This window comes from Lysobacter sp. FW306-1B-D06B (assembly GCF_038446665.1).
Lineage (GTDB): Bacteria > Pseudomonadota > Gammaproteobacteria > Xanthomonadales > Xanthomonadaceae > Lysobacter_J.
The window spans coordinates 1,086,271-1,108,919 of the sequence record NZ_CP151802.1; the positions used below are offsets into that span (position 1 = coordinate 1,086,271).

A 22,649-nucleotide genomic window follows, 5' to 3' on the forward strand; every position below is an offset into this window, starting at 1 on the left:
CCCGCAGGCAATGGCAACGAGCGGCTCCTTAAGCCCTTGGAGCTTCGTCGCCGTTCTCGCGCAATTGGAGAATCTTCGCCACCTGCGTGTCGGCGGCAGCCCGATGCTGCAGGGATTTGCACATCTCGATCCCGGCGGACGTCAGTGCCAATCCTTCATCGCCCTCGACCACCAAGCCGCTCTCGATCATTCGCTCTCGAACCACGGAGTCGCCATCGGTCAGTGCAGCGTGCTGTGAGATCCTTGTTAACACCTCGAGCAAAGCGAGGTCTTCGAGCGAAATTGGTTCCATGGCCGTCCGGAAATGGTTACACACGACGTATTGCCGCAACTATACCAACTGAATCCCGGCCAAGGTATGGAATCCGCATTCAGGCCGAGGTTGAGCCACTCCTCATGGGTGCCGCCTAAGCTACTCGTTCAAGCCATAGTGCTCTACAGCCCGCTGGCGAGCTTGATGAAGCCTTCTCAAATGGCGTTGGAGAACTAGCGCTGCTGGCCGATTCGCAGCATGCGGAATCCGGCGCGATTTGACACGCGATTAACGATCCCCGCGGAAAATTTACTGCCCCAAGATCAACCTTCAGTGGGAGATGAGGGTCATGACTGACGCGCATAGCCACGATCTCGAAGCGTTCGAAGCCATGGTGCCGGTGATCATCGAAGCGGTGCCCCAGGAGGACATCCTGTCGGCGTTCACGTGTTACATCGGGCCAGTGATTAGTAGCGCGGAGGACCCGAACGAGGTCCGGATCGCGGTGGACGAAATACTGCACCGCTACGGTGTGCCAACCCCGGGTCTCTAGTTCCAAGGTTAGGTGGGGGAGGGGTGCCAGGGGAGTGACGGGCTCTCCCTTGGCACCTATTGCCGATGCGCCGCCCTGAGTTCTTCCTGGTCGGGATACTCGGCGCGCAACCTGGCCATGGCCTCGTCCAACGCGGCCAAGCGCCGGTCCAGCTCGTCACGACCTAGCTGCATTCACCAAGGCCCAACGGTGATGTCGCCGAATTTTGCCGGTTCGGCGGCTCGCGCAATCCTCTAGCGCAGCGGGGCGCCCATCCTGTCTAAACGAACCCTGAGTGGCGCCTTGTGCTGCAATTGGGCCCCTTGAATCGCCTCACCGCGCTCCTATTTGCGTTTCGGACGGGGCGATCGTCCACACCGCCAATTGGAGACCTAGCCATGAACACGATGGTTCGCATTCCCCAGTGGCCCAACCAAGGCCTGTCCCAGGATCCGCTCCGGCAAATGCTCGACCGTCTAATGGAACGGGCCATGTTCGAGAACGGATCTTCCGATGAGTCGTCGATTGTCACCAGCCAATGGATACCCCTCGTTGACATCAAGGAGGAGGCCGGCCAGTTCGTCCTCTATGCGGATCTTCCCGGGGTGCCGCCTCAGGACATCGAGGTGCAGATGGACAAAGGAATTATGACGATCAAGGGCGAACGGCGCAGCGAAGCCACGTCGGATACCGAGAGCTTCTCCCGTATTGAGAGGCGTCAAGGCAGCTTTCACCGCCGCTTTGCGTTGCCTGAAAGCGCGGATCCCGAAGGCATTTCAGCTTCTGGCTATAACGGCGTCCTAAAGATCGTCATTCCGAAGCGGCCCGAGACAACGCCGCGGCGAATTCAAGTCGGTTCGGTCATCAGTCAGTAACCTTTGTGCGGCTGCCCGTCGTTTGGCGGGCAGCCGCCTCTTGATCGGGGTGCCTATGGATCGAGTAACGGAAGAGGCCCTGTGTGACCTGCAAGCGCAGGTTTACATTCTGCGACAGGCGTTGCGCGCGACGCTTCGCACCCATCCTGATCCGAGCGTCGCACTCGCATCTTGGAAGGCAGTGTTGGACGACGCGTCGATAAGCAAACCGATGGTGCCTTCGTATGCTCGAGGCAGCGACTACATCGCTGATCGATGCCAGGCCTTTGTGGAGGATTGGACGGCTGAGCTGGTCGACTACGCGGTGTCGCACGCACCCAATTTAAGTGACTAGCCCCAGAAGAAATCTGGTTCGTGACTCTGCCTCGGTGGGCGAGGTATCAATGCTCAAGCTGCGTTAGGCAACTCGTCGCAGAAATTCCCGCTACCCGGCCGGTCCGGAAGCAGTCTCGTGCCGCAAATTGCGATGCGATTCTGATTGACGTCCGCTCTTGGCCGATAGCAGACGCTGGGGCCGTGCGGACGCCGGATCGGATGCTAATGTCCGCTTCCGACCCGAAGCGGACGTAATGGCGAAGCACATGGATCGTCGCTATCAGAAGCGAATGGCAGCGTATTGGGCCCGAGCCGAAGCAAGGGCTTGTCGCAGGATCGACGAGCTCGATCTCTCAAGCTGGTTTGATTACTGGCACACGCACGTGGACTGGTACGGACGAGGTAACTCCCGTGCGGAGAATCGCGTGGGCATTGCCGCGTCTACCGTGCGCGTACTGAGGCACCTTGAGAAACGTGCGGCAGTCCGGCATGAGCCCTTCCAGCTCTGGGCAACGTTGTGCTCCAACACCATGGACAATGCGGTTTGGGCGCACTCGCCGAATCCAAACGGCACGGCCTATCCCGACGATCATCGCGGTGTCTTGTGGGGAGAGCCTGTTCCGGAGTGGGTTTCTGCTGCGCTTGACGCCACGCATGAGGTCGGCACGGCCGGCCACGGCGATGATGTTCGATATGTCGTCCGGCCGAGGGGCATGACCGCTTCTGGCCGATAGCGGACATTGAGCAGGGCGGACGCCGAGTCGGATGCTAATGTCCGCTTCCGACCCAAAGCGGACTGATCGTGATGCGGGCTCCAGTGGCAAAGTTTCTTTGGGCGTTGTTGCTCGCCTGCATAGCTGCGCTGAGTGCCGCCGCCTTCGGGGTCGGTGTGGCCACCGGAGGAATCGATGGCCCTGCACGAGGGAGCGATCTGATCCGTCTCTCTGAACGTCCCGTTCTCTTTTGCTTCCAAGCCGTGCTCTATCTCGCGATTGCCGTGTGTGCCGGCGGCGCCGCTTACAAGCTGTTCCAGCAGTTCAATCGGGAAGGGAACGGATCGTAACGTCCGCTTCTGGCCGATAGCGGACGCCGCCCCGTTTGGCGCGGTGCCAACGTCCGCACGCTTGGCGGATGTCCGCCTCTGGCAACGACTACCAGCTGAAGCCGGCGCCTGCCGAAACGCTTTTTTCGCCGCCACCAAATGCGGCGCCCAGCGACACGCTTGCCCGATTTCCGATGATGCGCTGATAGCCCGCGGCGATGGCCTCCTGGCCACCCTGCGCGCCGATGCCGACGCCGATGCGGTTGTTACCGGTTAATCCCGATGTGTTCATCGCCATGCCTGCATAGGCGCCACTCATCGCGGCCATCTTGTCGATGCGGCGATCCATGCGGTTGAACCGGTCGTCCACGTCCTTCTGCAACGTGCTGAAGCTGTCTGCCAGACCGGTCATCTCGGTGAAGCGCTGGTCCGTGTACGTGTTGGCGGCAGTCAGCGTGGCCGCGTCGCCGGCGTCCGCGTACTGTTGCGCCTGGTTCAACGTCTGAACGTCGCCTGCGTCGGCGTGCGCGCGGGCCGAGCTCAGCGTCGTTGCCGTCGCGGCATCGGTGTAGCCGTTCGCGGAGGCGAGCACGGTGGCATTACCGACGGCCATGTCGCTGCGGATCGCGCCTTCGCGCGCATCGGCGTAGGCATTTGCCGAGGTCAGTGTCGCAGCGTCGCCGCTGCTCATCTGCGCCACGTTGGCCGCATCGGTGCCCGCGGTGCCGGCCGCGACGTTGATGATGCGGCGTTGCGACGTGCTGGAACCCACCGAAATCACGTTGGCGACGCCGCCATCCGTGCTTCCGGCGCCCAGTGCCACCGAATTGCCGCCGTTCGCGGCGGCGTCCTGGCCGAGGGCGGTGTTGCCACTCGTACCCGCCGTGCCCGCAGTGCCTGGGAAGCCGCAGCAGCCTTCCTCGCCGGCGCCACCGATGCCAGCGGAGGCGCCATTTCCCATGGCGATGTTGTTGTTGCCACCGGCACCGCCCGCGCCGCCCGTGCCGCCCGCATAGCCGTCGCCGGCGTTGCCGCCCGTGCCGGCGCGGGAGTCGATGCCGATCGCGAAATTGCCCGTGCCGCCGGTTCCACCGACGCCCCCGCTGCCGCCGGCGGTGCCGTTTGCGCCGTTTCCGCCATTGCCTGCCTGGCTGTTCTCGCCGATGGCCGTATTCGCCGAGCCGGCCGCGCCTCCGGCACTGCTTGACCAGCCTGAGCGGGTGGGGCCCGCCGAGCCCGGCGTACTCGCGTGGCTACCGCTTCCGCAGGCCATGTCCTGGCCGGTGGCGTTTTGGCTGCAAGGGTCGGTACCCGTGCCGCCGACGGCCTGCGCGAGTGCGAGCGCAGGGGACAGCATCAGGAGGACAGCGAACAACGGCGCGCTGGCGAAGGCCAGTCGGGAAAGGGCAGCGGAACGGGGCATGACGATCTCCGGGGAACAGGACGCCGTGGAACATGCAAAGCCGCCCCCACGGCAATGCGCGAGAATGCATTCGTCCTGCGTGCGCGGATATCCACGAGATCAGGTAGTCGCGGTCTCCGCGCGGGGATTCCGGTCTTCCAGGCGGACCGGAAACTGCAGCTGCAGTCCCGTGCCCGACGCGTCCGAATGGATACGCAGTTGCCCGCCCAGGCGCCCCGCGCGCACGCGCATGCTGACCAGTCCCGCACCGCCCGCGTCCGTCGATGCCTGCATCGCCATGCCTTGTCCGTCATCGGCGATCCGCAAACGCAGCACGCCATCGACGCACTCCAGCCGCACATCCACGCATCGCGCGTTGCTGTGCTTGAACACGTTCGCCAGCGCTTCCTGCATCAGTCTCAACAGATCGAGGCTGCGCGCGGTACCCAGTTCGATGCCGTCCAGGCCTTCCAGCTGCCACCGACTGTCGATGCCTGCCAGTTCCATCAGCCTGGCAAGTCGATGGCGCAGCGGTGCGAGCTGCGCGGCCAGGTCCGCGTGCTCCCGGGCGGTGGAATCGACCACCAGGCGCAGGTCGTCGCGCATGTCTTTCAGTACGTCCACGACCTTCGCCTTGGGCATGTCGTCCGGCAACTGCTCCAGCTGCGTGATGGCGCCGATCAGCGTGCCGCCGAAACCGTCGTGCAGGTCGCGGACAAGCTGCAGGCGTTCGCCGGCGCGGCTGTGCGCGAGTTCGACGGCGTGCTGGCGCGAGAGCGTGGCCGCGAGATTCGACGTCGCGGCGTCGACCTCACGTTGCAGTTCGGCGTTGAAGCCTTCCATGCGGCGCATCGCGATGACGAAGCGGTACGCCAGCACGAAGCCGACGCCGATCAGCGTCAGCACCGAGGTCAGGCTGAGCAGGTAGGTGTCGCCGCGAACCCAGCCGAAGTAAAGGGCGAAGTCGTAGAACGACACCAGCACCGGTGCGATGACGCAGCCCGCCATCACCACGTAGTCCACGCGGCGCACGCGCCAGGCGCGGCTCAGGAACCAGCCGATGGCGATGTAGAAGAACGCGCCGCCCAGCAGGATCCATGGTGTTCGATGCGGCCCCATCCAGCCGGGCGCAAAGGCTGCGGCGACGAGGCCCGATGCGCACAGTGCACCCATGATGCGCTCCAGGCGCGGATACCGCCTTTCCCCATAGCGAAGCAGGAACATCGCGTAGCTTGCGCCGGCCGCCATGTACATCGCGGCGATGAACGCCTGCCAGGCGTCGGTGCTCGGGAAGGGCCACGTACTGGTAGCGATGAAGTTCGCGCCGTACAGCGAACCGCTGAATTCCGACAGGGCGAACCAGCCGTAGACGGTTTCCTGTCGTCGCAGCAGCCACACCAGCAGGAACACGCCGCCAAGGACCATGCTCATGGCGAGGTTGATCAGCTTTATGTCATAACGGCGAAAGCGGTCGCTTCGATACTGCGCGTGCACCACCTCAGGATCGCCGACGGTGACGGTTCCGAAGCCGGGCTGGTACGCCGTCAGGCCCGACACACGCACCAGTACCGTGTTCTCGCCTTGTCGGAGCAACGGTGGTGAAAGCAGGAAATACTGCGGCGAGTTCCATGTGCGCGACAGCGGCTCGACCAGACCTGGATTGCGTGCGACGAGGCTTCCGTTGACATACACCGCGCTGGTCATGCAAACGTAGTCGATCAGCAACGCGGTCGATCGACTGGCGTCATCCTGCCGCCAGTGCAGGCGATACCAGACCACGCCGTCGTGCTCCGGCCAGCGCGCATCCCAGTAGTCCATCAGCGTCACCGGGGTCCAGCCGGTGGCGGGCGCGGTGGTGGCGTTCCAATCCGACCGAACCGCCTCGGCGCGATCGATCGTCAACGTCGAAGCGGTGGACGCGAGCTGGCCAAACGCGATCGCGGGCCACAGCGCGAGCAGCGCCAGGAGCGCGCGTATCAACTCAGCAGTCCGATCGAACGCGCTTCGAACACCGCCTCGGTGCGCGAAGTCACCGCAAGCTTGCGGTAGATGTTGCGGGTATGGCTTTCGATGGTGAGCCGGGACAGGTTGGTGGCCTGCGCGATCTCGCGGTTGCTCAGTCCACGGGCCACCATGCGCAGCACCTCACTCTCGCGTGGCGTGAGCCGGGCATCGCCTGCTTCGGGCGCAGAAGCGGGCGCCTGGGGAAGCAGCGTCAGGATCCGTCGTGCGATCACCGGATCGATGGCGGCGCCACCGCGTTGCAGGATGCGCAGGAACATCGCGAGTTCGGCGTCCTCGCTGCTCTTGAGCAAGTACCCGATCGCCCCGGCACGAATTGCCGCGAGGATGACGTTCTCTTCCGCCCATGCCGACACGATCACCGCCTGTGTCTGCGTGCTGCGGTGTTGCATCCAGGCGATGAGATCAACGCCGTTGCCGTCGGGCAACTGCATGTCCACCAGGGCCAACGCGAACGGCCGCGCGGACAGGCGCGCACGCGCCGCTTCCAGGCTGGGGACCGCCTCGACGTGCGCATCCGCGCCGGCAACGTCCGACGTCAATCGCAACAGGCGTCGCTGGGCGCCGTCGTCGTCCTCGACGACCAGCACCGAAGAAAGCACCATCGACCGCGGTTCCACGATTCCCCTCGCCGGACCCCCCAAACGCACGCGAGTCTAGCGTGGTTGATCGCGCTCCGATCGTGCCGGGGCGGTCCGGGTGCCCGTGCGGCTTCCAAGCCTTGCAGCCCGGAGGCGGGTAGGCCAAGTCGTTGGCGTCACCTAGGCATGTTCAATTGACCGCGAAGGGGATACGACCTGTTCTGGACCACACGTGAGCCGCATTTCGAAGACTGATCGCCGGTTGGTGTCCGCTTCTGGCCGAAAGCGGAGGTTCGGAAGGGACGGCCGGCGCCTGTGCTGCTAATGTCCGCTTCCGACCCGAAGCGGACGTTTGAGGAGACGCAGTGCGCTGGAGAATCGCGGTAAGGCACGCGCTGTGCGTCGTCGCCATAGGTTTCGTCATCGGCCTCTTCGAAGGCGCTTTCCCATATGGCGATCCAGCGGGGGTTTTCCGTACCTGGGCGGCCAGCAATGTGGCTTTCACGTTGGCGGTGGTGATCCTGTTCTTCGCGGTCGCAACGCAAAGTCTCACCGAATCCCTCCGACAGGCCTTCATGACGCTCGGGGTGTACACGCTCGTCTCGATCCTGATTGGCCTCGTCTTGTCGGCATGGAGTGCGGCACCGCCGCTCATGATGCTGATCGAATGGCTGCTGGTCGTGCTCGCGGCGCTTGTTGGAACCGTCGCCGGGGCGTGGGTACGCACCGTGAGGTCGCGTCGACAGGCGACGTCCGTTTCTCGCCGTTAGCGGACATGCCGCGAGGCGAGCCGGCCTCGGCGATGCTAATGTCCGCCTTCGACCCAAAGCGGTCGTCGAAGAGCGATTCCACAACACACATAACAGGAGGAGTCGGGCATCCCGCCCACTCCTTTGTGTACAGGAACAGGGGGCAGAACGGTGAACACGGAAGAGCTTGCAGGGTTAACGTTTTGGGTCGATCGCGAGGTCGTTGAGCGTCAAATTCCGAGGCTGTACTCAGAGCTCGCCACCGCAGTCCAGAACAATGCCAACGGTTCGAGGCAAGCTTTTGCGCGGGAGCAGGCGCAGCTAGTTGCCCAACTAGCAGAAGTAGATCTGACTTCTCTGACGGATGCTCAGGCCAGATTTCTTGAAGAAAAACTCCGTCTACTTGGTCATCTCGGTGGCGCTGGCATTCGTGAATTGGAAGGCGTGCTCTTTCGCAATGCGCTGGATGTGGTGACGGCTGCCAGCGAGTTGAATCGCATCGCAGGTGAAGTCACGACCGCGATAGAGAGGTCGACCCAGATCAGGGCGGCTCTTTACGGTCTGGTTGATCCGTTCGAAACGCCGCGTGACGAGATTGTCCTTAGGGTCGTTTTCGATCATGACGCCTCGATCAATGATGTCGTGGATCTGAAGAAGTGGGCGCAAGAATGGCATGACATCGGCAGGGGTGTGGCCATGGCAGTTGGCGCCTCTCCTAAAGAAATTCGGGTCATCGGCGCTCAAACTGGATCGATCATCCTCACTCTTGCAACAACGTTGGCAATAGCCAGAGTTATCTCGTCCGTACTGCTGAAGGCCTTGGAAGTTGCAGAAAAGGTCCAGGCGTTGCGCAAGGCTGAACTTGAGATACAAGCGCTAAAGCTTGCCAACACGCAGGTGCTAAACGCCATTCGACTCCAGGCCGAGGCAGAGAAGCACGAAGGCTTGGAGCATATTTCGAAGGCGATCGCCGACGAAACACCGAATCTCGACGGAGAACGGTTGGCCGCCCTCGAGAAGGCGGTTGGAAAGCTTGTGAAATTCATTGAGAAGGGCGGCGAAGTTGACGTTGTGTTACCTGCCTCGATGGAGCAGGCAGCTGAAGAGCCGCAGGGCGAAGCTCTTCGCCTCAAACGAGACGTGGTGCGTATCCGTGAACTTGAGCATGGGATGCGAGCGATCCCGTACATCGGTAGCGACGCGGGCGGCGAGGAAGCCGTAGACAGACAGCGCTCGCAGGATGAGTGAGGGGCCCAGATGTCCGCTCTTGGCCGAAACTGTAAATTGGGCGAGATCGAGGAGGTAGGGCATGAAGTACGTGGATGGCCCCGACATTGAGCCAGGCGACATCATCCAGATCGCCACGAAGTATCGCGGAAAGGTCATCGCCTCGATGGACACGGGAAGGTATCTCCCCGGGCAGGAAGGCTGGGCATATCTCGGTGAAGGCATCGTGGTCGATACCGACTTCGGCGGTCTCGTGCATTACACCGTCGAAACCGCTGAAGACTTCGTGCTGATCGAACGCCCTGACAGAGTGCAGACCTCCTCTTCTGGCCGTTAGCGGACGTTGAGGCCGCCTCATTCACTGGCTGGCCGGGTGCTAATGTCTGCTTTCGACCCATAGCGGACATCGCTGCGGAAGGCCTATGCCGTACTTCAAAGTTAGGCTCTCTGGTGCGGGCATCTCGTATCCCTTTGCCGACGGTTCCGATCCAGTCATCGGGTTCTTCACCACACGCGTGGTGAAGGCGCCGGATCTCGGACAAGCGCAAGCCGCCGCGACGTCGCTCGTGCTGAGCGAATGGCTGCCAGGCGGTCCCTACGCGGCCGACAATGCCGGTTCGCCGCCGACGCTGTCCATCGAGGAGGCGTGGCCCATCGGCTTGTTCTCCGGGTTCTTCGGGGCAGCGCCTGATGGCTATACCTTCTATACACACGACGACTGAAGTCGGCTGGCAACGTCCGCTTCTGGCCGATAGCAGACGTTAAGCCGAGCTCGGACCCAACAGTGGTGTTGCCTGCTTTCTTGCCAAAGCGGACAGAAGAGCGCCCCGCGTATGCGGGGCGCAGGTGACTGTTGCGTCTTACATCACGATCACTTCTTGCCTTGCGCGGCTTGCTCGATGAGCTTGGCAACCGCTTCGGGCTTGGAGACATAGATGGCATGGCTGCCAGGCACTTCGGTGACCTTTGCATCTGCGCGCTTGGCCATCATCTGCTGCGCCGGCGGCGGGATCATGTGATCCTCGGTAGCCACCAGGTACCAGCTCGGCTTCGACTTCCACGCCGGAACGGTGACCTTGCCGGCAAGCGCGTCGACGCCCCACGGCACCTGCGAAGCGGCCATGAACGCGGCTTCCTCCGCCGGCAGGTCGCCAGCAAACGAAGCAGCGAACTTCGCGCGGTCCAGCGCCAGGAATCCATCCTGAGGCGGCAGGATCGGTGGCTGCGGGGCGCCCGGCGGCGGGTTGGCGATGAGCGTCTGCACCGACTCGCCAGCATCCGGCGCGAAGGCGGCGATGTAGACCAGGCGTTCGACCTTGGGGTCGCTGCCGGCTTCAGAGATCACCACGCCTCCGTAGGAATGGCCGACCAGCACCACCGGGCCGTCCTGCTGCGCGATGACGCGCTTGGTGAAGGCGACATCGTCGGTGAGCGAGGTCGTCGGATTCTGCACGATGCTGACGTTGTAGCCATCCTTCTTGAGGATGTCGTAGACCTTCTTCCAACCCGAGCCGTCGACGAAGCCGCCGTGGACGAGCACGACGTTCTTCAGCGGCTTCGAGGTCGGGGACGGCTTGGCGGCATGGGCGGTGGAGGCCAGGGACAGGGCGGCAACCGCAGCGAGCGCGAGCGACTTCAGTTTCATGGGATTCTCCAGAGCGGGTAGTGAGGCGGTTCGGTCTTTCGGCGGAGAGACTGGCGGGCCAGCCTTGGAGCGCAGATTGCCGTCCGGCCCTCACGCGCACCATCGGTTGAATGACCGAGGCCCACGCGGGAAAGGCGGGGCTAGACTTCCCGTCCTCCCCGTGTAGAGGTGATGAAGACCGTGGAAGACTCTCCCGTCGCTGTCCTGGATGTGATCCGGTCGCTGGCGTTCGTCGGCGACCTCGCCATGGGCCAGCCGACGGACCACTCGCCGCGCGCGGCGTGGATCGCAGGGCAACTGGCCCGCGAAGCGGGTGCGGATCATGCCACCTGCACACGCGCCACTGCAGTAGCGCTGCTGCGCTGGTCGGGCTGTACCGCCAATGCGCCAGAGTTCGCTCAGCTGTTCGGCGACGACGTGAGCGGGCGCAAGGCATTGCTCGCGATGCAGACTTCCGGCAGCAGTTTCCGGTCCGGTACTCGAAAGAAGAGTTCCGCGTTCCTGTCGCTGTCGCGTATCCATTGCGAAGTGTCGGGCGATATCGCGGCGCAACTCGGACTGGATGAGGACACCCAGTTCGCACTGCGCCATCTGTTCGAAAGCCATGACGGCACAGGCGCGCCTGACGGACTGCGCGGCGAGCAGGTTCCGGTCGCCGTCTACATGGCGTCGCTTGCGGGCGATCTGGACATCTTCAGCCGGCTCTATGGCCTGGAGCAGGCATGCAAACTCATCGCCGAACGCGCGAATGTGCTGTATCCGCGAACCCTTGCGGGCCTGGTCCTGCTACACGCCAGACAATGGCAGGCTGCGCTCGACGACGACCCGACGTTGTCTGGCCCGTGTTCGCTGGATGCGACGTTGTCCGGGCGCACGACTTCGCTGGAGATCCTGGCGGACGTGATCGATCTGAAGTTGCCTTGGATGACCGGCTACTCGCGCGCCGTCGCCAACCTTGCACGCAATGCCGCACGCCAGCTCGGTTTGGACGAAGTCAGCCAGCAACGCGTGTATCGCGCCGCGCTGATCCATGGCATGGGGCGCGCCGCCGTGCCGAACATTGTGTGGGACACGGAGGGCCGGCTTGCGGAGTCGGCATGGGAACGCATCCGCCTGGTGCCCTACTGGACCGGCCGCGCGGCGCGACAGATCGGTTCGCTGGCGCGTGAGGCCGAAGTCGCCTCGTACGCGTACGAGCGTCCAGATGGCTCGGGCTACTTCCGCGAGGTCAAGGAGGTCAGCTTTCCGCTCGAAGGCCGCATTCTCGCCGCGGCGGCGGCAATGGCCGCGCTGCGAATGGCGCGTCCCTGGCGCGATGCGTACCCGGAAACTGCGGCAGGCGAGTTGTTGATGGCGGAGGCCGCGGAGGGTCGCTACGACGTGGACGTTGTTCGCGCGCTACTCGACAAGCCGCGGTCGCCAACGGCCAGACCTGTCGCGCCACCGACGGCGCTACTTACAGATCGCGAGCGGGAGATCCTTCGCTGGATCAGTCTCGGCGCGAGCAACAAGCAAGTGGCGCAGAAGTTGTCGATCAGCCCGAGCACGGTGCGCACGCACGTCGAAAGCGTCTTCCGGAAGCTGGACTGCTCGACGCGAGCGGCGGCCACATTGAAGGCCACTCAGTTGGGACTGCTGTAGTCCCATTTGTCCGCGTGGTCGCTGCGATCGGCCCCGGGCTGGCGGGGACCACGCCGGTGACCCATGGCGTGTTGCCTTGTCAGCCGTAGTGGGCCAGGAACATGTCTACCGACGTTTCCGCAACCTGCTTTTGCTCGGCGGGCGTAAGAGGCGGCTGACCCAAGGCGATCTGCGGCCAGAACGCGAAGCCCTTGACGAGCCCTTGCAATTGCATCGAGGCGAAGACGGGATCGCTTGTCTTCAGCCTGCCATCACCCGCGGCGGCACGGATCCAGATGGTCAGACCTTCCTCGCGCTCGCCCATGCGCGCAACGATCTCCTGCGTGCGCTCGGGTGAATGAATGCCGGCCGCGATTGCGACGCGTGCCAGGTCTGCGAAGCTCGGGTCGTGCAGCAAGCGAAGCTTCTGCGAAACCAAATCCAAGAGCTGCGCTCGCAGCGGGCGGTCGCTGCGATAGGCCGGATCCGCCCCTTCCGCGGCCCGTTCCCAGAGCTGCTGAATGATCTGCGCGAACAGGGCTTCCTTGCTCGGGAAGTGGTTGTAGACGGTCCGCTTCGACACCCCTGCGCTGGCGGCGACCCGGTCCATGCTCGTGGCCTCGTAGCCGGACTGCCTGAATTCGGCGATTGCGGCGTCGAGGATGGCCGCGCGCTTGCGGTCGGTCAGACGGGAGGGGGCGGGGGAAGTGCTCATCCGACAAGTTTACACCGACTAGTTTACTTTTGAAAAAGAGGAAACTACACTGTGTCGTGTACTTTTCGAGGTGTCCGCCATGACCACCCCGTCCACCCCAGCCCGCCGCGCGTTCCGCCTGGCAGGCCGGAGCGCCCTTCTCCTTGGAGTTCTGATCGTGAGCGCCTGCCTTCTTTCCGTCGCCAAGACCAATGTCGCCTTCGCTGGCTATCCTGATTCGCCGCAGGCCGCGGACGGCCGGTTCCGCAATCCGGTTCCGAAGCCGGTCGACGGAGTGCTTAAAACCCTGGGTCTCATCTGGGACGTCCTGCTCAACAAGCCAGCCGACACCGTTCCGGCTGCGGCGCTGCCCGTCGACGGGCTCACCCGCGCCCAGCTCGAAGCTGCGCCTGACCGAAGCCTGTTCCGGCTCGGTCACTCGACGATGCTGATCAAGCTGCGCGGCGGCTTCTGGATCACCGACCCGGTCTTCGCGGAACGTGCATCGCCGGTGCAATGGGCGGGCCCCAAACGCTTTCACGCGCCGCCGATCGCGTTGGAAGATCTGCCGCCGTTGCGTGGCGTCATCATCTCGCACGATCACTACGACCACCTTGATCGCGAGACTGTGCTGCAGCTCGCGCAGACGACCGGTGTCTTCCTGACCCCACTGGGGGTCGGTGACCGACTGATAGCCTGGGGTGTGAGCCCCGATCAAGTGCGTCAGTTCGACTGGTGGGAGAGCACAACGCTCGGTGGTGTGCAATTCACGGCCACGCCAGCGCAGCACTATTCGGGCCGCGGCCTGTTCGATGGCAACAAGACTTTGTGGGCATCCTGGGTGATCGTCGATGGCGCCGACGGCGACACCGCGGCGCACGATCTACGGCTGTTCTTCAGCGGCGACACCGGCTACTTCGAAGGCTTCAAGGAGATCGGCCAGCGCTTTGGGCCGTTCGACGTAACCATGCTCGAGACCGGCGCGTACAACACGCAATGGCCCTACATACACATGCAGCCCGAGCAGACCGTACAGGCGCACCTCGATCTACGCGGTCGTTGGCTGGTACCGATGCATAACGGCACGTTCGACCTAGCCATGCACGGTTGGACCGAGCCATTCGAGCGCGTCCTCGCGCTAACCAACGATCGGGGCATCGCGCTGGCGACACCACGCATGGGCGAACGACTCGACCTGGCGTCGCCGCACGCGGCCACGCGCTGGTGGCGCGGGGCGGGTGAAGCCTTGGCGTTTGCAGATTCGACCTTGGCACCGACCGCGCGATAGCGCGGGCCCGGCCGCGGTCGGACTCACAGGTGTCTTTCCAGATACTCACATCCGAAGGAGATAGAGCATGTCTAAGGTATGGCTTGTTACAGGAAGTGGCTCGGGCTTGGGACGGGCAATCGCTATCAAGGCGTTGGACGCGGGCCATCGTGTCGTCGCGACTGCGCGCGACGTGGAGCAACTGGACGGTCTGGTTGCGTCTTTTGGTCATCGGGTAGCGCCGGTCCGCCTCGACGTTACCGATGAGCGGGAGAGCGTCGCCGCCGTGGACGCCGCGATTACCGCTTTCGGGCGCCTCGATGTTCTCGTGAACAATGCTGGGTTCGGTGAAACGAGGCCATTCGAAGAGGTTTCATCGGAAGATTTTCGCCGTGTTGTGGAAACCAACTTCTTTGGCGTCGTGAACCTCACGCGAGCCGCCCTCCCTGGAATGCGTCAACGAAGGAGCGGGCACATCATCCAGATTTCATCCGTCGGTGGGCGCTCGGCTTTAGCAGGAAATGCCGCCTACATTGCATCCAAGTGGGCCGTGGGTGGATTCTCCGAGACTATCGCTCTCGAAGCGGCACCATTCGGCGTGAAAGTGACTGCTCTCGAACCAGGTGGCATGCGCACCAACTGGGGGAAGCGAGCGTTCGGTAGCGTGCCTCCCATGTTGCCGGATTACGAAGCCTCGGTTGGCGAAACCGTCCGGCAACTGGAAGCGTACTGGGGAAATGAACCGAGCGATCCAGGAAAGGTCGCGCAAGTCGTTGTCGGTGTCGCCGAGGCTGATCGTTTGCCATCTCACATCCTCCTTGGCTCAGACGCATTCCAAGGAGCACTTGGAGCTGACGCCGCGAGGAACGCTGCGGCTGAGCGGTGGAGAAATGTAAGTGCGTGGACGGATATTGCTACCGAGGGACCGATCCCCGTCCTCCCTTCTGAGTAAACACCGCCTGGGCCGCGAACCCCGTGTCGTTGGCCCGGAACAGCCCATCTGGAACCAGACGCTGACGGTTTCGATGTCCGCTTCTGGCCGTTAGCGGGCGTTGACCCGGGGTCGGGATGCAGGCCTGGCCAGTTGGCTGTGCAGCAGTTGCAGTTGCGCCCGGATTCAGAGCTGCTTGGGGCAGTCTCGGAGAATCTGGATCTCCGGATGATCGATTCTGGGAAGATCGGTGATCACGAACTCCAGCCCAACGGGGCCGGCCCAGCTCGGAACAGGCTGTCCCTCGGAATACTTGACGGGCTCCATCGGGTAGCAGAGAACGATCTTCGACTCGAGCAGAACCGCCCGAGGCGCTTCGTTCGAAACGATGTTTCCCGCAGTTTCGTTCACGACGACCGATACATGCAGGGAGTCGCCAACCCATCGCGTGCTTGGCACTCCCAAGGGCTTGGACCATGGCCGCGGCTCGCGAGTTATCTGCAGACTAACTTCTGCCGCGAAGCAAGGCAGCGATATGAGGTGAAACAGAGCGCACGTGAGCAATCGTAACCGGGTCATGGGCACACCATGTGCAAGCGTCCGGATGGTGTTGCCTGGGCGCGAGGGTGTCAATCACCGTGACTGGATCACGTAAACCCGGGAACGTCCGCTTCTGGCCGTTAGCGGACATTGGAGCGGGGCGGCGGCCGGTTTGGATGCCAACGTCCGCTTTCAACCCAGAGCGGAGATTTCGCCCGGGACCGCTCGATGCGCCTATCCCTTTTGCTCCTCGTGCTGCTGGTCGCTCCCGATGCGTTTGATTGAAAGTGTGCAGCGACGTTCCTCCGGTTTGGGGCCCGGCACAAGGTAGTACCTCCGAGGGTACACTCCCTATCGTGGCCTCCTACTTGCGACCTCATGCTTCCTGATCTCCCCACGTTAAAGTCGCATTTGCGCATCGCGCTAGACAAGGGCGTGAAAGCCCGCGCTCGCCAGATGCTAGGGGCCTTTCGAGATGTGCCGGTCCACATGGTTCTACGGCCGTGGCGTTCTACGCCGGGCAGGCCGTGATGGGCGTGTTCGGTATCACCATTTCCGGACTTCGCATCGCCGGCGGCCTGATCGTGGGCTTTATCGGCTTCCGCACGCTGTTCCCAGCCGACGGAGCCGACGATGCGCCGGAAGTGGAGCATCGCAGCGAAGAACTGCTGCGCAACCACAAACGCGACATCGCCTTCATCCCGCTTGCCATGCCAACTACCGCCGGCCCGGGGACCATCGCGCTACTCATCGGTACCGCCGCGACCTTGCACGATGAGCGACCGTTCTCGCCATGGGTGATGCAGCTCGCGCCGGTGCTGGTGTTCCTCCTGGTCAGCCTCATCCTCCTCCTGTGCTTGCGCAGCGCTGGCGCGATCATCCGCCTGCTGGGGCACAGCGGCGTGGAGGCACTCTCGCGTCTGATGGGATTCCTGCTCGCCTGCATGGGCGTTCAATTCGTCATCAATGGCGTGGTGGACATCATCCAGGACTACCCATTAGTAAACTGAGCGGCGAGCGCCGCCGCGCGCTCCGATCGGGGGGAACACTTCCAACCCTCAGGCCTTGTCTCGTGAATGGCTCGTCACCGCTCTGTACAGCTAATGGCGTAACCTAAAAATGCATTAGACAGGCGTCCCCTGTCCGCATCTATAGCCTCCGTGCAGCTTGAGGTTGCCGATGGAGGTGTTATGCAGATCCTATTCGTCGCCAGCGCTGCCGAACTCGTGAGTAGGGCGCTCAGCGGGCCTGGACACGAAGTTGAACTTGCAGGCCCCTAGTTAGGGGCGGACGAACTCGCGAACGGACTTGGGTTCGACGCTACGCGTTGGTGTTCAGTGTCGCAATGCTGGTATTGGCACTTCGGCGGAGGAAACGCGATGAAGGGCCGCTAGCCGCCGTGGCTTCGGCACCCTCTAGAGGACACGATATGTCGACGATTCTTGGTGCCGGCGCCCGCGCGCCAAATTTCAAGCTCCACGTGACTCCGGACCAGTTGCTCTCGCTGGATGAGATCCGGTGCAAGCGCATCGTGCTTGCCTTCTACCCGGCGGACTGGAGTCCAGTGTGTGGAGACCAGATGGCGCTGTACAACCAGGTTCTTCCGGAGTTCCGCAGCCGGCGTGCCGAGATATTCGGTATCTCGGTGGATGGTGCGTGGTGCCATCAGGCATTCGCGCAGGCCAGAAACCTGCACTTTCCGCTGCTCGCGGATTTCGAGCCGAAGGGCGAGGTGGCGCGTGCCTACGGAGCATACCGAGCGTCGGAAGGCGTTTGCGAACGTGCGCTGTTCGTAATCGACGAGAAGCAGGCAATCGTTTGGAGCTACTGCTCGCCGATCGCAGTGAACCCGGGCGCCGATGGGATTCTTGATGCGCTCGACGCGATGCCGACGACTGGAGAATGACGATGGCCAGCCTCAAGGTTCCCGTGGCAACTTCGGATCACATCCTCGGTACTTACGGTGCTCCTGTGACGTTGGTCGAGTATGGCGACTATCAATGTCCCCATTGCGCAGCCGCCCAGTTGCCGGTCAAGCAAATCGAGTTGCGCTATGGCAGCAGGATTTGTCTCGTTTTCCGGCATTTCCCGTTGACGGAGGTCCATCCTATGGCGGGCGTTGCTGCGGAGACAGCCGAATTCGCGGGAGGCTACGGGCGCTTTTGGGAAGTGCACGACGCCATGTTCGCCAACCAGCCGCGTCTCAGTCCCGACTGGTTGTTGACGCTGGTCAGCGCACTTGAACTACCCATCCAGGAATTTCAAGAAGCGCTGGCGTCGGGGTTGCACGCACGCAAGGTTGAGGCCGATTTTCTGGGTGGTGTGCGCAGCGGAGTCAACGGCACGCCCACATTCTTCGTCAATGGTATCCGCCACGATGCCGGTTACACATTCACCGAACTCGCCTCCAGCATCGACAGCGCAATGGCAGGCTAACGTTGCGATAAGCGCGATGTGAGCCGTTACCTGGCCTCTCCATGTAGGAGAGCGACTTCATCAACGGAAAACAAACTCGCACATTTGTGCTATATGCCGGCGCTGCCTTGGGCCGATAGCGGACGTTGGCCCCTTGGCGCTCCTCCTGCCCGGCGACCTCTCGAGCGCAAGCCATCCGACGTTCGACGTCGTCACACCATTCCGCGGCGAACGAAGCTTGGATTCGACTTGATGCCTCGACGCGAACGCCAGAACACATCAGCCGCTGCCTTCGTTCGTGTTCGTGGGGCGCGCGAGCACAACCTGCAGGATATCGACGTCGATATTCCACGCGACGCGCTGGTGGTGTTCTCGGGAATATCGGGCTCGGGGAAATCCTCACTCGCATTCGGCACGCTCTACGCCGAAGCGCAGCGCCGCTACCTTGAATCGCTGTCGCCTTACGCGCGACGCCTGGTCAACCAGGTCGGTGTGCCGGATGTGGATTCGATCGAAGGCCTGCCGCCGGCGGTGGCGCTGCAGCAGCAACGCGGCACGCCCAATGTAAGGTCGACGGTCGGCAGCGTGACGACGCTGTCGAGCCTGGTGCGCATGCTGTACTCGCGCGCGGGCACGTATCCGTCGAAGCAGCCCATGCTGTACGCGGAGGACTTCTCGCCCAACACGCCGCAGGGCGCGTGCCCGAACTGCCACGGCCTAGGCTACATCTACGACGTGACAGAGGCCTCGATGGTGCCCGACCCGTCGCTGAGTATCCGCGAGCGCGCCATCGCGTCCTGGCCGCCGGCGTGGCACGGGCAGAACCTGCGGGACATCCTCGTCACGCTGGGCTACGACGTCGACACGCCGTGGTCGCGACTGCCGAAGAAGGACCGCGACTGGATCCTCTTCACCGAGGAAACCCCCACGGTACCGGTCTACCCCGGGTTCACCCCCGCCGAAACGCGTACCGCGCTGCGCCGAAAGACCGAACCGGCGTACATGGGCACCTACACCGGTGCACGGCGTTACGTGCTGCACACCTTCGCCACCACGCAGAGTGCGCTGATGAAGAAGCGTGTGTCGCGCTTCATGAGCGGCGCGCCGTGTCCCGTGTGCAAGGGGCGCAGGCTCAAGCGCGAGGCCTTGTCGGTGACCTTCGCGGGCCTCGACATCGGAACGCTGTCGCAACTGCCGATCAACCGTGCCGCGGAAGTGCTCAAGCCCGCCGCCGATGGCCATTTCGACACGCCGGCGAAAACACGCACACGGGGCCGATCCGACCACCGCAAGGACGTGGCCGCGCGCGTGGAGGCGGGCGGCTCCGCGCATGCCGGCGGCTCCGACGTTCGCCGCACGCCGGATCTCTCCGAGGAAAAACGCATCGCGGCCCAGCGCATCGCGCACGACCTGCTCGATCGCATCGGCACGTTGCAGGCACTGGGGCTGGGCTACCTCACGCTGGATCGGCCAACTCCCACGCTCTCACCGGGCGAACTGCAGCGACTGCGGCTGGCGACGCAGATCCGCTCGAATCTGTTCGGCGTCGTGTACGTGCTCGATGAACCTTCCGCCGGCCTGCATCCCGCCGACAGCGAAGCGCTGTACGACGCGCTGGACCAGCTGAAGGTGGCTGGCAACACCTTGTTCGTGGTCGAACACGACCTGGACCTCATGCGCCGCGCCGACTGGCTGGTGGATGTCGGCCCCGACGCCGGCCAGAACGGCGGTCGCGTGCTCTACAGCGGTGTGCCATCAGGCTTGCGCGATGTGGAGGCATCGCACACGCGCCGCTATCTGTTCGGCAAGCGCGATACCCGTCGCCGTGAGGCACGCCCGGTGTCGCAGTGGCTCGAGCTGCGCGGCATCCACCGCAACAACCTGCACGGCGTGGACGCGCGATTCCCGCTCCGCGCTTTCACCACCGTCACCGGCGTCTCGGGTTCCGGGAAGTCGAGCCTGGTGAGCCAGGCCCTGGTGGAGCTCGTCGGCGAACACCTGGGGCACGAACCGTCGACGGAAGACGCCGAAGCCGACGGCCCACCCCGGCCGGGATCGATCGCACGCACCGCCGGGCGGATCGGTGCAGGCGCGGACGCGATCCGGCGCATGGTCAACGTCGACCAGAAGCCGATCGGGCGCACGCCGCGTTCCAATCTCGCCACGTACACGGGCCTGTTCGACCACGTCCGCAAGCTGTTCGCGGCGACGAAGACCGCCAAGGCGCGCCGTTACGGCGCCGGCCGCTTCTCGTTCAATGTCCCGCAGGGACGATGCGAGACCTGCGAAGGCGAGGGCTTCGTCAGCGTCGAGCTGTTGTTCATGCCCAGCGTGTACGCGCCGTGTCCGACGTGTCATGGCCAGCGCTACAACGCCAAGACGCTGGAGATCGCATGGCGCGGACGGAACATCGCGCAGGTCCTCGGCATGACGGTCGACGATGCGCGGGCGTTCTTCGCCGACGAGACCGCCGTTGCCCGACCGCTGGAGCTGCTGCACGACATCGGCCTGGGCTACCTGCGACTGGGCCAACCGGCGACGGAACTGTCGGGCGGCGAAGCGCAGCGCATCAAGCTGGCGACCGAACTGCAGCGAAGCCAGCGCGGCGACACGCTGTACGTGCTGGACGAGCCGACCACCGGACTGCATCCGGCGGACGTCGACAAACTGATGACGCAACTGCACGGACTGGTCGACGCCGGCAACACCGTCATTGTCATCGAACACGAGATGCGCGTCGTCGCCGACAGCGACTGGGTGGTGGACGTGGGGCCCGGCGCGGGCGAAGAGGGCGGGCGCATCGTGGTGGCCGGCAGGCCGGACGACGTGGGCCGTGCCACGCACAGCCGCACGGCGCCCTATCTGGCTCTGTGGTTACGGTGAGCCCGTCCTGGCGATCCATTTCAACGTTTCGTGCCGACCTGAGCACCCGGACCAGGCGCCGCCCGGCACTACGATGGTCGGCCAAGTGGCCGACGACAACCGCGCAGGCACGGTTCTTGCCCTGCGTCGATGTAGAAGCGTTCATCACGTTGGTCGCGCTACAAGTTGTTGACCGTTGCGCAGATTGAAGCTCAGCTTGATCTGCCCCCCTGGAGGCTTGTTTGTGAGCACCCCCTACGAGACTCTTGGGGTCGCCCCAACTGCGTCTCTTGACGAGATCAAGAAGGCTTACCGGAGGTTGGCGCGGAAGCTACATCCAGATCTCAATCCAGGAGACAAGGCGGCAGAAGCACGGTTCAAGGACGTTGCCAGTGCCTATCGGTTACTGAACGACCCTGAGACACGGAAGCGCTACGACGCTGGCGAGATCGACGAAGCCGGCACCGAGCGACCGCAACGCCAGTACTACCGCGATTTTGCGGAAACGGGACAAGCGCACTCCTACGCCAGTGGCGCCGGGTATGCAGACTTCTTCGATGCGGACGATCCATTCGCTGAGCTGTTGCGTCGTAGCTCTGGAGCGAGAGCGAACCGTCGGGGGCAGGATCTGCACTACCGATTGCCTATTCGTTTCGACGAATCCATCACTGGAGCGGAGAAGCGAATAACGCTGCCAACTGGCGGCACCCTCAATGTCACGATACCCGCCGGAGTCGTGGAAGGACAGACTCTGCGGTTGCGCGGAAAAGGCGCGCCAGGTGCCGGCGATGGCAAACCTGGTGACGCGCTGATCGAGTTGGAGGTCAGCCCTGATCCGCGATTCACCCGTGAAGGAGATGACCTGACGTTGGACCTCCCGATCTCGCTGGCGGAGGCCGTGTTGGGCGGCAAGGTCAATGCGCCGACGCCCACAGGCGACGTGAGCCTTACTGTGCCTGCGGGCTCCGATAGCAACACGACGCTGCGCCTAAAAGCGAAAGGCGCGCCTCGGCGCGGTGGAGGGCGGGGCGATCAGCTCGTGAAATTGCGGATCGTACTTTCGAAGCCCGCTGACGCAGCGCTCAGGGACTTCGTCTCGAACTGGGCAAATGCAGACTCATTCGATCCCAGGGAGGGCAACAGATCATGACCATCAGCCTTGAAGAGTTCCTGTTTGCGACGGGTATCGCGGCGCCAACGTTGGACCGCTGGATCGACAATCAATGGATCAGCCCAGTAACCACTCCGCGTGGCATGCAGTTCGAGTCAGTCGACCTAGCCAGGGCCACGTTTGTGCGCGAGTTGATCCAGGACCTCGGCGTGAATGAGCAAGGGGTCGATCTGGTGCTGGACCTGGTTGACCAGATCCACGGTCTTCGGTCCGTGCTGCTTTCGATCCGCCGCGAGGCCGTCTTTACGAACCGATCTCGCTTGGAGCTACCCGGCCCTACCTCCTGACCGCGCGGGGGTGGCGAAACAATATTCCGCGGCAATCGATAATTACCTTTGTAAAGCAGCTCGCTTAACGGCCCAATGTCGTCCGCCATGCCTTCTAGCACCTGTTCACTATCGCGGACCAGAAGACCTTGCGCATTCTGCGGCCGTTTCTACATCCGGATACGGAAAAGCGCATGATCGGTAGCTGGATAAGACTCTTATCCAAGCGCTCGTATGGAA

22 protein-coding genes are annotated in these 22,649 nt (G+C 63.3%); 16 read left to right on the top strand and 6 right to left on the bottom strand.

Going from position 1 to position 22,649, the window contains the following annotated elements:
* Positions 1-28 precede the first annotated feature (28 nt).
* Positions 29-292: a hypothetical protein gene (locus AAFF32_RS04905; RefSeq protein WP_342316652.1), complete on the bottom strand. Its 264-nt coding sequence runs from the start codon at positions 290-292 to the stop codon at positions 29-31.
* A 310-nt stretch (positions 293-602) separates the two neighbouring features.
* Between AAFF32_RS04905 and AAFF32_RS04910 the strand changes: the two genes are divergently transcribed.
* From AAFF32_RS04910 to AAFF32_RS04920, 3 genes are all read left to right on the top strand, one after another.
* Complete coding sequence (locus AAFF32_RS04910; protein WP_342316653.1) at positions 603-806, top strand: hypothetical protein; 204 nt, start codon at positions 603-605, stop codon at positions 804-806.
* Between the two features lie 377 nt (positions 807-1,183).
* Positions 1,184-1,660 (top strand): Hsp20/alpha crystallin family protein, encoded by a 477-nt coding sequence (locus tag AAFF32_RS04915; RefSeq protein ID WP_342316654.1) that lies wholly within the window; start codon positions 1,184-1,186, stop codon positions 1,658-1,660.
* 1,132 nt (positions 1,661-2,792) lie between these two features.
* Entirely contained in the window at positions 2,793-3,038 is a 246-nt protein-coding gene (locus tag AAFF32_RS04920; protein WP_342316655.1) for a hypothetical protein, read from the top strand.
* Between the two features lie 88 nt (positions 3,039-3,126).
* Here AAFF32_RS04920 and AAFF32_RS04925 read toward each other — a convergent pair whose 3' ends face one another.
* From AAFF32_RS04925 to AAFF32_RS04935, 3 genes are all read right to left on the bottom strand, one after another.
* Positions 3,127-4,290, bottom strand: coding sequence for a YadA-like family protein (locus AAFF32_RS04925; protein WP_342316656.1), 1,164 nt, complete (start codon positions 4,288-4,290; stop codon positions 3,127-3,129).
* A 249-nt stretch (positions 4,291-4,539) separates the two neighbouring features.
* Complete coding sequence (locus AAFF32_RS04930; protein ID WP_342316658.1) at positions 4,540-6,399, bottom strand: ATP-binding protein; 1,860 nt, start codon at positions 6,397-6,399, stop codon at positions 4,540-4,542.
* Positions 6,396-7,046 (bottom strand): response regulator transcription factor, encoded by a 651-nt coding sequence (locus tag AAFF32_RS04935; protein WP_342316659.1) that lies wholly within the window; start codon positions 7,044-7,046, stop codon positions 6,396-6,398. The genes AAFF32_RS04930 and AAFF32_RS04935 overlap by 4 nt, the downstream gene beginning before the upstream one ends.
* A gap of 341 nt (positions 7,047-7,387) precedes the next feature.
* Here AAFF32_RS04935 and AAFF32_RS04940 point away from each other — a divergent pair, with 341 nt between their 5' ends.
* From AAFF32_RS04940 to AAFF32_RS04955, 4 genes are all read left to right on the top strand, one after another.
* A complete protein-coding gene (locus AAFF32_RS04940) occupies positions 7,388-7,792 on the top strand; it encodes a hypothetical protein (protein WP_342316660.1) in 405 nt (134 codons plus the stop codon).
* Between the two features lie 150 nt (positions 7,793-7,942).
* A complete protein-coding gene (locus tag AAFF32_RS04945; protein WP_342316661.1) occupies positions 7,943-9,019 on the top strand; it encodes a hypothetical protein in 1,077 nt (358 codons plus the stop codon).
* 61 nt (positions 9,020-9,080) lie between these two features.
* Positions 9,081-9,335, top strand: coding sequence for a hypothetical protein (locus AAFF32_RS04950; RefSeq protein WP_342316662.1), 255 nt, complete (start codon positions 9,081-9,083; stop codon positions 9,333-9,335).
* 85 nt (positions 9,336-9,420) lie between these two features.
* A complete protein-coding gene (locus AAFF32_RS04955) occupies positions 9,421-9,720 on the top strand; it encodes a hypothetical protein (protein ID WP_342316663.1) in 300 nt (99 codons plus the stop codon).
* Positions 9,721-9,869: 149 nt separating this feature from the next.
* Here AAFF32_RS04955 and AAFF32_RS04960 read toward each other — a convergent pair whose 3' ends face one another.
* Positions 9,870-10,643 carry an alpha/beta hydrolase gene (locus AAFF32_RS04960; protein ID WP_342316664.1) on the bottom strand — a complete coding sequence of 258 codons (774 nt, stop codon included), beginning with the start codon at positions 10,641-10,643 and terminating at the stop codon, positions 9,870-9,872.
* Positions 10,644-10,814: 171 nt separating this feature from the next.
* On the opposite strand from AAFF32_RS04960, the gene AAFF32_RS04965 reads away from it, so the two are divergent.
* Complete coding sequence (locus AAFF32_RS04965; RefSeq protein ID WP_342316665.1) at positions 10,815-12,284, top strand: HD domain-containing phosphohydrolase; 1,470 nt, start codon at positions 10,815-10,817, stop codon at positions 12,282-12,284.
* A gap of 79 nt (positions 12,285-12,363) precedes the next feature.
* Here AAFF32_RS04965 and AAFF32_RS04970 read toward each other — a convergent pair whose 3' ends face one another.
* Positions 12,364-12,978 (bottom strand): TetR/AcrR family transcriptional regulator, encoded by a 615-nt coding sequence (locus tag AAFF32_RS04970; RefSeq protein WP_342316666.1) that lies wholly within the window; start codon positions 12,976-12,978, stop codon positions 12,364-12,366.
* 79 nt (positions 12,979-13,057) lie between these two features.
* Here AAFF32_RS04970 and AAFF32_RS04975 point away from each other — a divergent pair, with 79 nt between their 5' ends.
* From AAFF32_RS04975 to AAFF32_RS05010, 8 genes are all read left to right on the top strand, one after another.
* On the top strand, positions 13,058-14,245 hold the full coding sequence (locus AAFF32_RS04975; protein WP_342316667.1) for an MBL fold metallo-hydrolase: 1,188 nt from the start codon (positions 13,058-13,060) through the stop codon (positions 14,243-14,245).
* Positions 14,246-14,312: 67 nt separating this feature from the next.
* On the top strand, positions 14,313-15,176 hold the full coding sequence (locus AAFF32_RS04980) for an SDR family NAD(P)-dependent oxidoreductase (RefSeq protein WP_342316668.1): 864 nt from the start codon (positions 14,313-14,315) through the stop codon (positions 15,174-15,176).
* 1,022 nt (positions 15,177-16,198) lie between these two features.
* Complete coding sequence (locus AAFF32_RS04985) at positions 16,199-16,705, top strand: MarC family NAAT transporter (protein ID WP_342316669.1); 507 nt, start codon at positions 16,199-16,201, stop codon at positions 16,703-16,705.
* A gap of 419 nt (positions 16,706-17,124) precedes the next feature.
* Entirely contained in the window at positions 17,125-17,601 is a 477-nt protein-coding gene (locus AAFF32_RS04990; RefSeq protein ID WP_342316670.1) for a redoxin domain-containing protein, read from the top strand.
* Between the two features lie 2 nt (positions 17,602-17,603).
* Positions 17,604-18,131, top strand: coding sequence for a thioredoxin domain-containing protein (locus AAFF32_RS04995; protein WP_342316671.1), 528 nt, complete (start codon positions 17,604-17,606; stop codon positions 18,129-18,131).
* 231 nt (positions 18,132-18,362) lie between these two features.
* A complete protein-coding gene (locus tag AAFF32_RS05000) occupies positions 18,363-20,993 on the top strand; it encodes an excinuclease ABC subunit UvrA (protein ID WP_342316672.1) in 2,631 nt (876 codons plus the stop codon).
* Positions 20,994-21,216: 223 nt separating this feature from the next.
* Positions 21,217-22,122 carry a DnaJ C-terminal domain-containing protein gene (locus AAFF32_RS05005; RefSeq protein ID WP_342316673.1) on the top strand — a complete coding sequence of 302 codons (906 nt, stop codon included), beginning with the start codon at positions 21,217-21,219 and terminating at the stop codon, positions 22,120-22,122.
* Positions 22,119-22,430, top strand: coding sequence for a chaperone modulator CbpM (locus AAFF32_RS05010; protein ID WP_342316674.1), 312 nt, complete (start codon positions 22,119-22,121; stop codon positions 22,428-22,430). Before AAFF32_RS05005 ends, AAFF32_RS05010 begins: the two co-directional genes overlap by 4 nt.
* The last annotated feature ends 219 nt before the right edge of the window (positions 22,431-22,649 follow it).

Bases quoted from the DNA above. Each gene is read 5' to 3' on its own strand.
- AAFF32_RS04905 (WP_342316652.1), bottom strand. From the start codon at position 292: ATGGAACCAATTTCGCTCGAAGACCTCGCTTTGCTCGAGGTGTTAACA.
- AAFF32_RS04910 (WP_342316653.1), top strand. From the start codon at position 603: ATGACTGACGCGCATAGCCACGATCTCGAAGCGTTCGAAGCCATGGTG.
- AAFF32_RS04915 (WP_342316654.1), top strand. From the start codon at position 1,184: ATGAACACGATGGTTCGCATTCCCCAGTGGCCCAACCAAGGCCTGTCC.
- AAFF32_RS04925 (WP_342316656.1), bottom strand. From the start codon at position 4,290: ATGGCCTGCGGAAGCGGTAGCCACGCGAGTACGCCGGGCTCGGCGGGC.
- AAFF32_RS04935 (WP_342316659.1), bottom strand. From the start codon at position 7,046: ATGGTGCTTTCTTCGGTGCTGGTCGTCGAGGACGACGACGGCGCCCAG.
- AAFF32_RS04950 (WP_342316662.1), top strand. From the start codon at position 9,081: ATGAAGTACGTGGATGGCCCCGACATTGAGCCAGGCGACATCATCCAG.
- AAFF32_RS04955 (WP_342316663.1), top strand. From the start codon at position 9,421: ATGCCGTACTTCAAAGTTAGGCTCTCTGGTGCGGGCATCTCGTATCCC.
- AAFF32_RS04960 (WP_342316664.1), bottom strand. From the start codon at position 10,643: ATGAAACTGAAGTCGCTCGCGCTCGCTGCGGTTGCCGCCCTGTCCCTG.
- AAFF32_RS04965 (WP_342316665.1), top strand. From the start codon at position 10,815: ATGAAGACCGTGGAAGACTCTCCCGTCGCTGTCCTGGATGTGATCCGG.
- AAFF32_RS04970 (WP_342316666.1), bottom strand. From the start codon at position 12,978: ATGAGCACTTCCCCCGCCCCCTCCCGTCTGACCGACCGCAAGCGCGCG.
- AAFF32_RS04975 (WP_342316667.1), top strand. From the start codon at position 13,058: ATGACCACCCCGTCCACCCCAGCCCGCCGCGCGTTCCGCCTGGCAGGC.
- AAFF32_RS04980 (WP_342316668.1), top strand. From the start codon at position 14,313: ATGTCTAAGGTATGGCTTGTTACAGGAAGTGGCTCGGGCTTGGGACGG.
- AAFF32_RS04990 (WP_342316670.1), top strand. From the start codon at position 17,125: ATGTCGACGATTCTTGGTGCCGGCGCCCGCGCGCCAAATTTCAAGCTC.
- AAFF32_RS04995 (WP_342316671.1), top strand. From the start codon at position 17,604: ATGGCCAGCCTCAAGGTTCCCGTGGCAACTTCGGATCACATCCTCGGT.
- AAFF32_RS05000 (WP_342316672.1), top strand. From the start codon at position 18,363: ATGCCTCGACGCGAACGCCAGAACACATCAGCCGCTGCCTTCGTTCGT.
- AAFF32_RS05010 (WP_342316674.1), top strand. From the start codon at position 22,119: ATGACCATCAGCCTTGAAGAGTTCCTGTTTGCGACGGGTATCGCGGCG.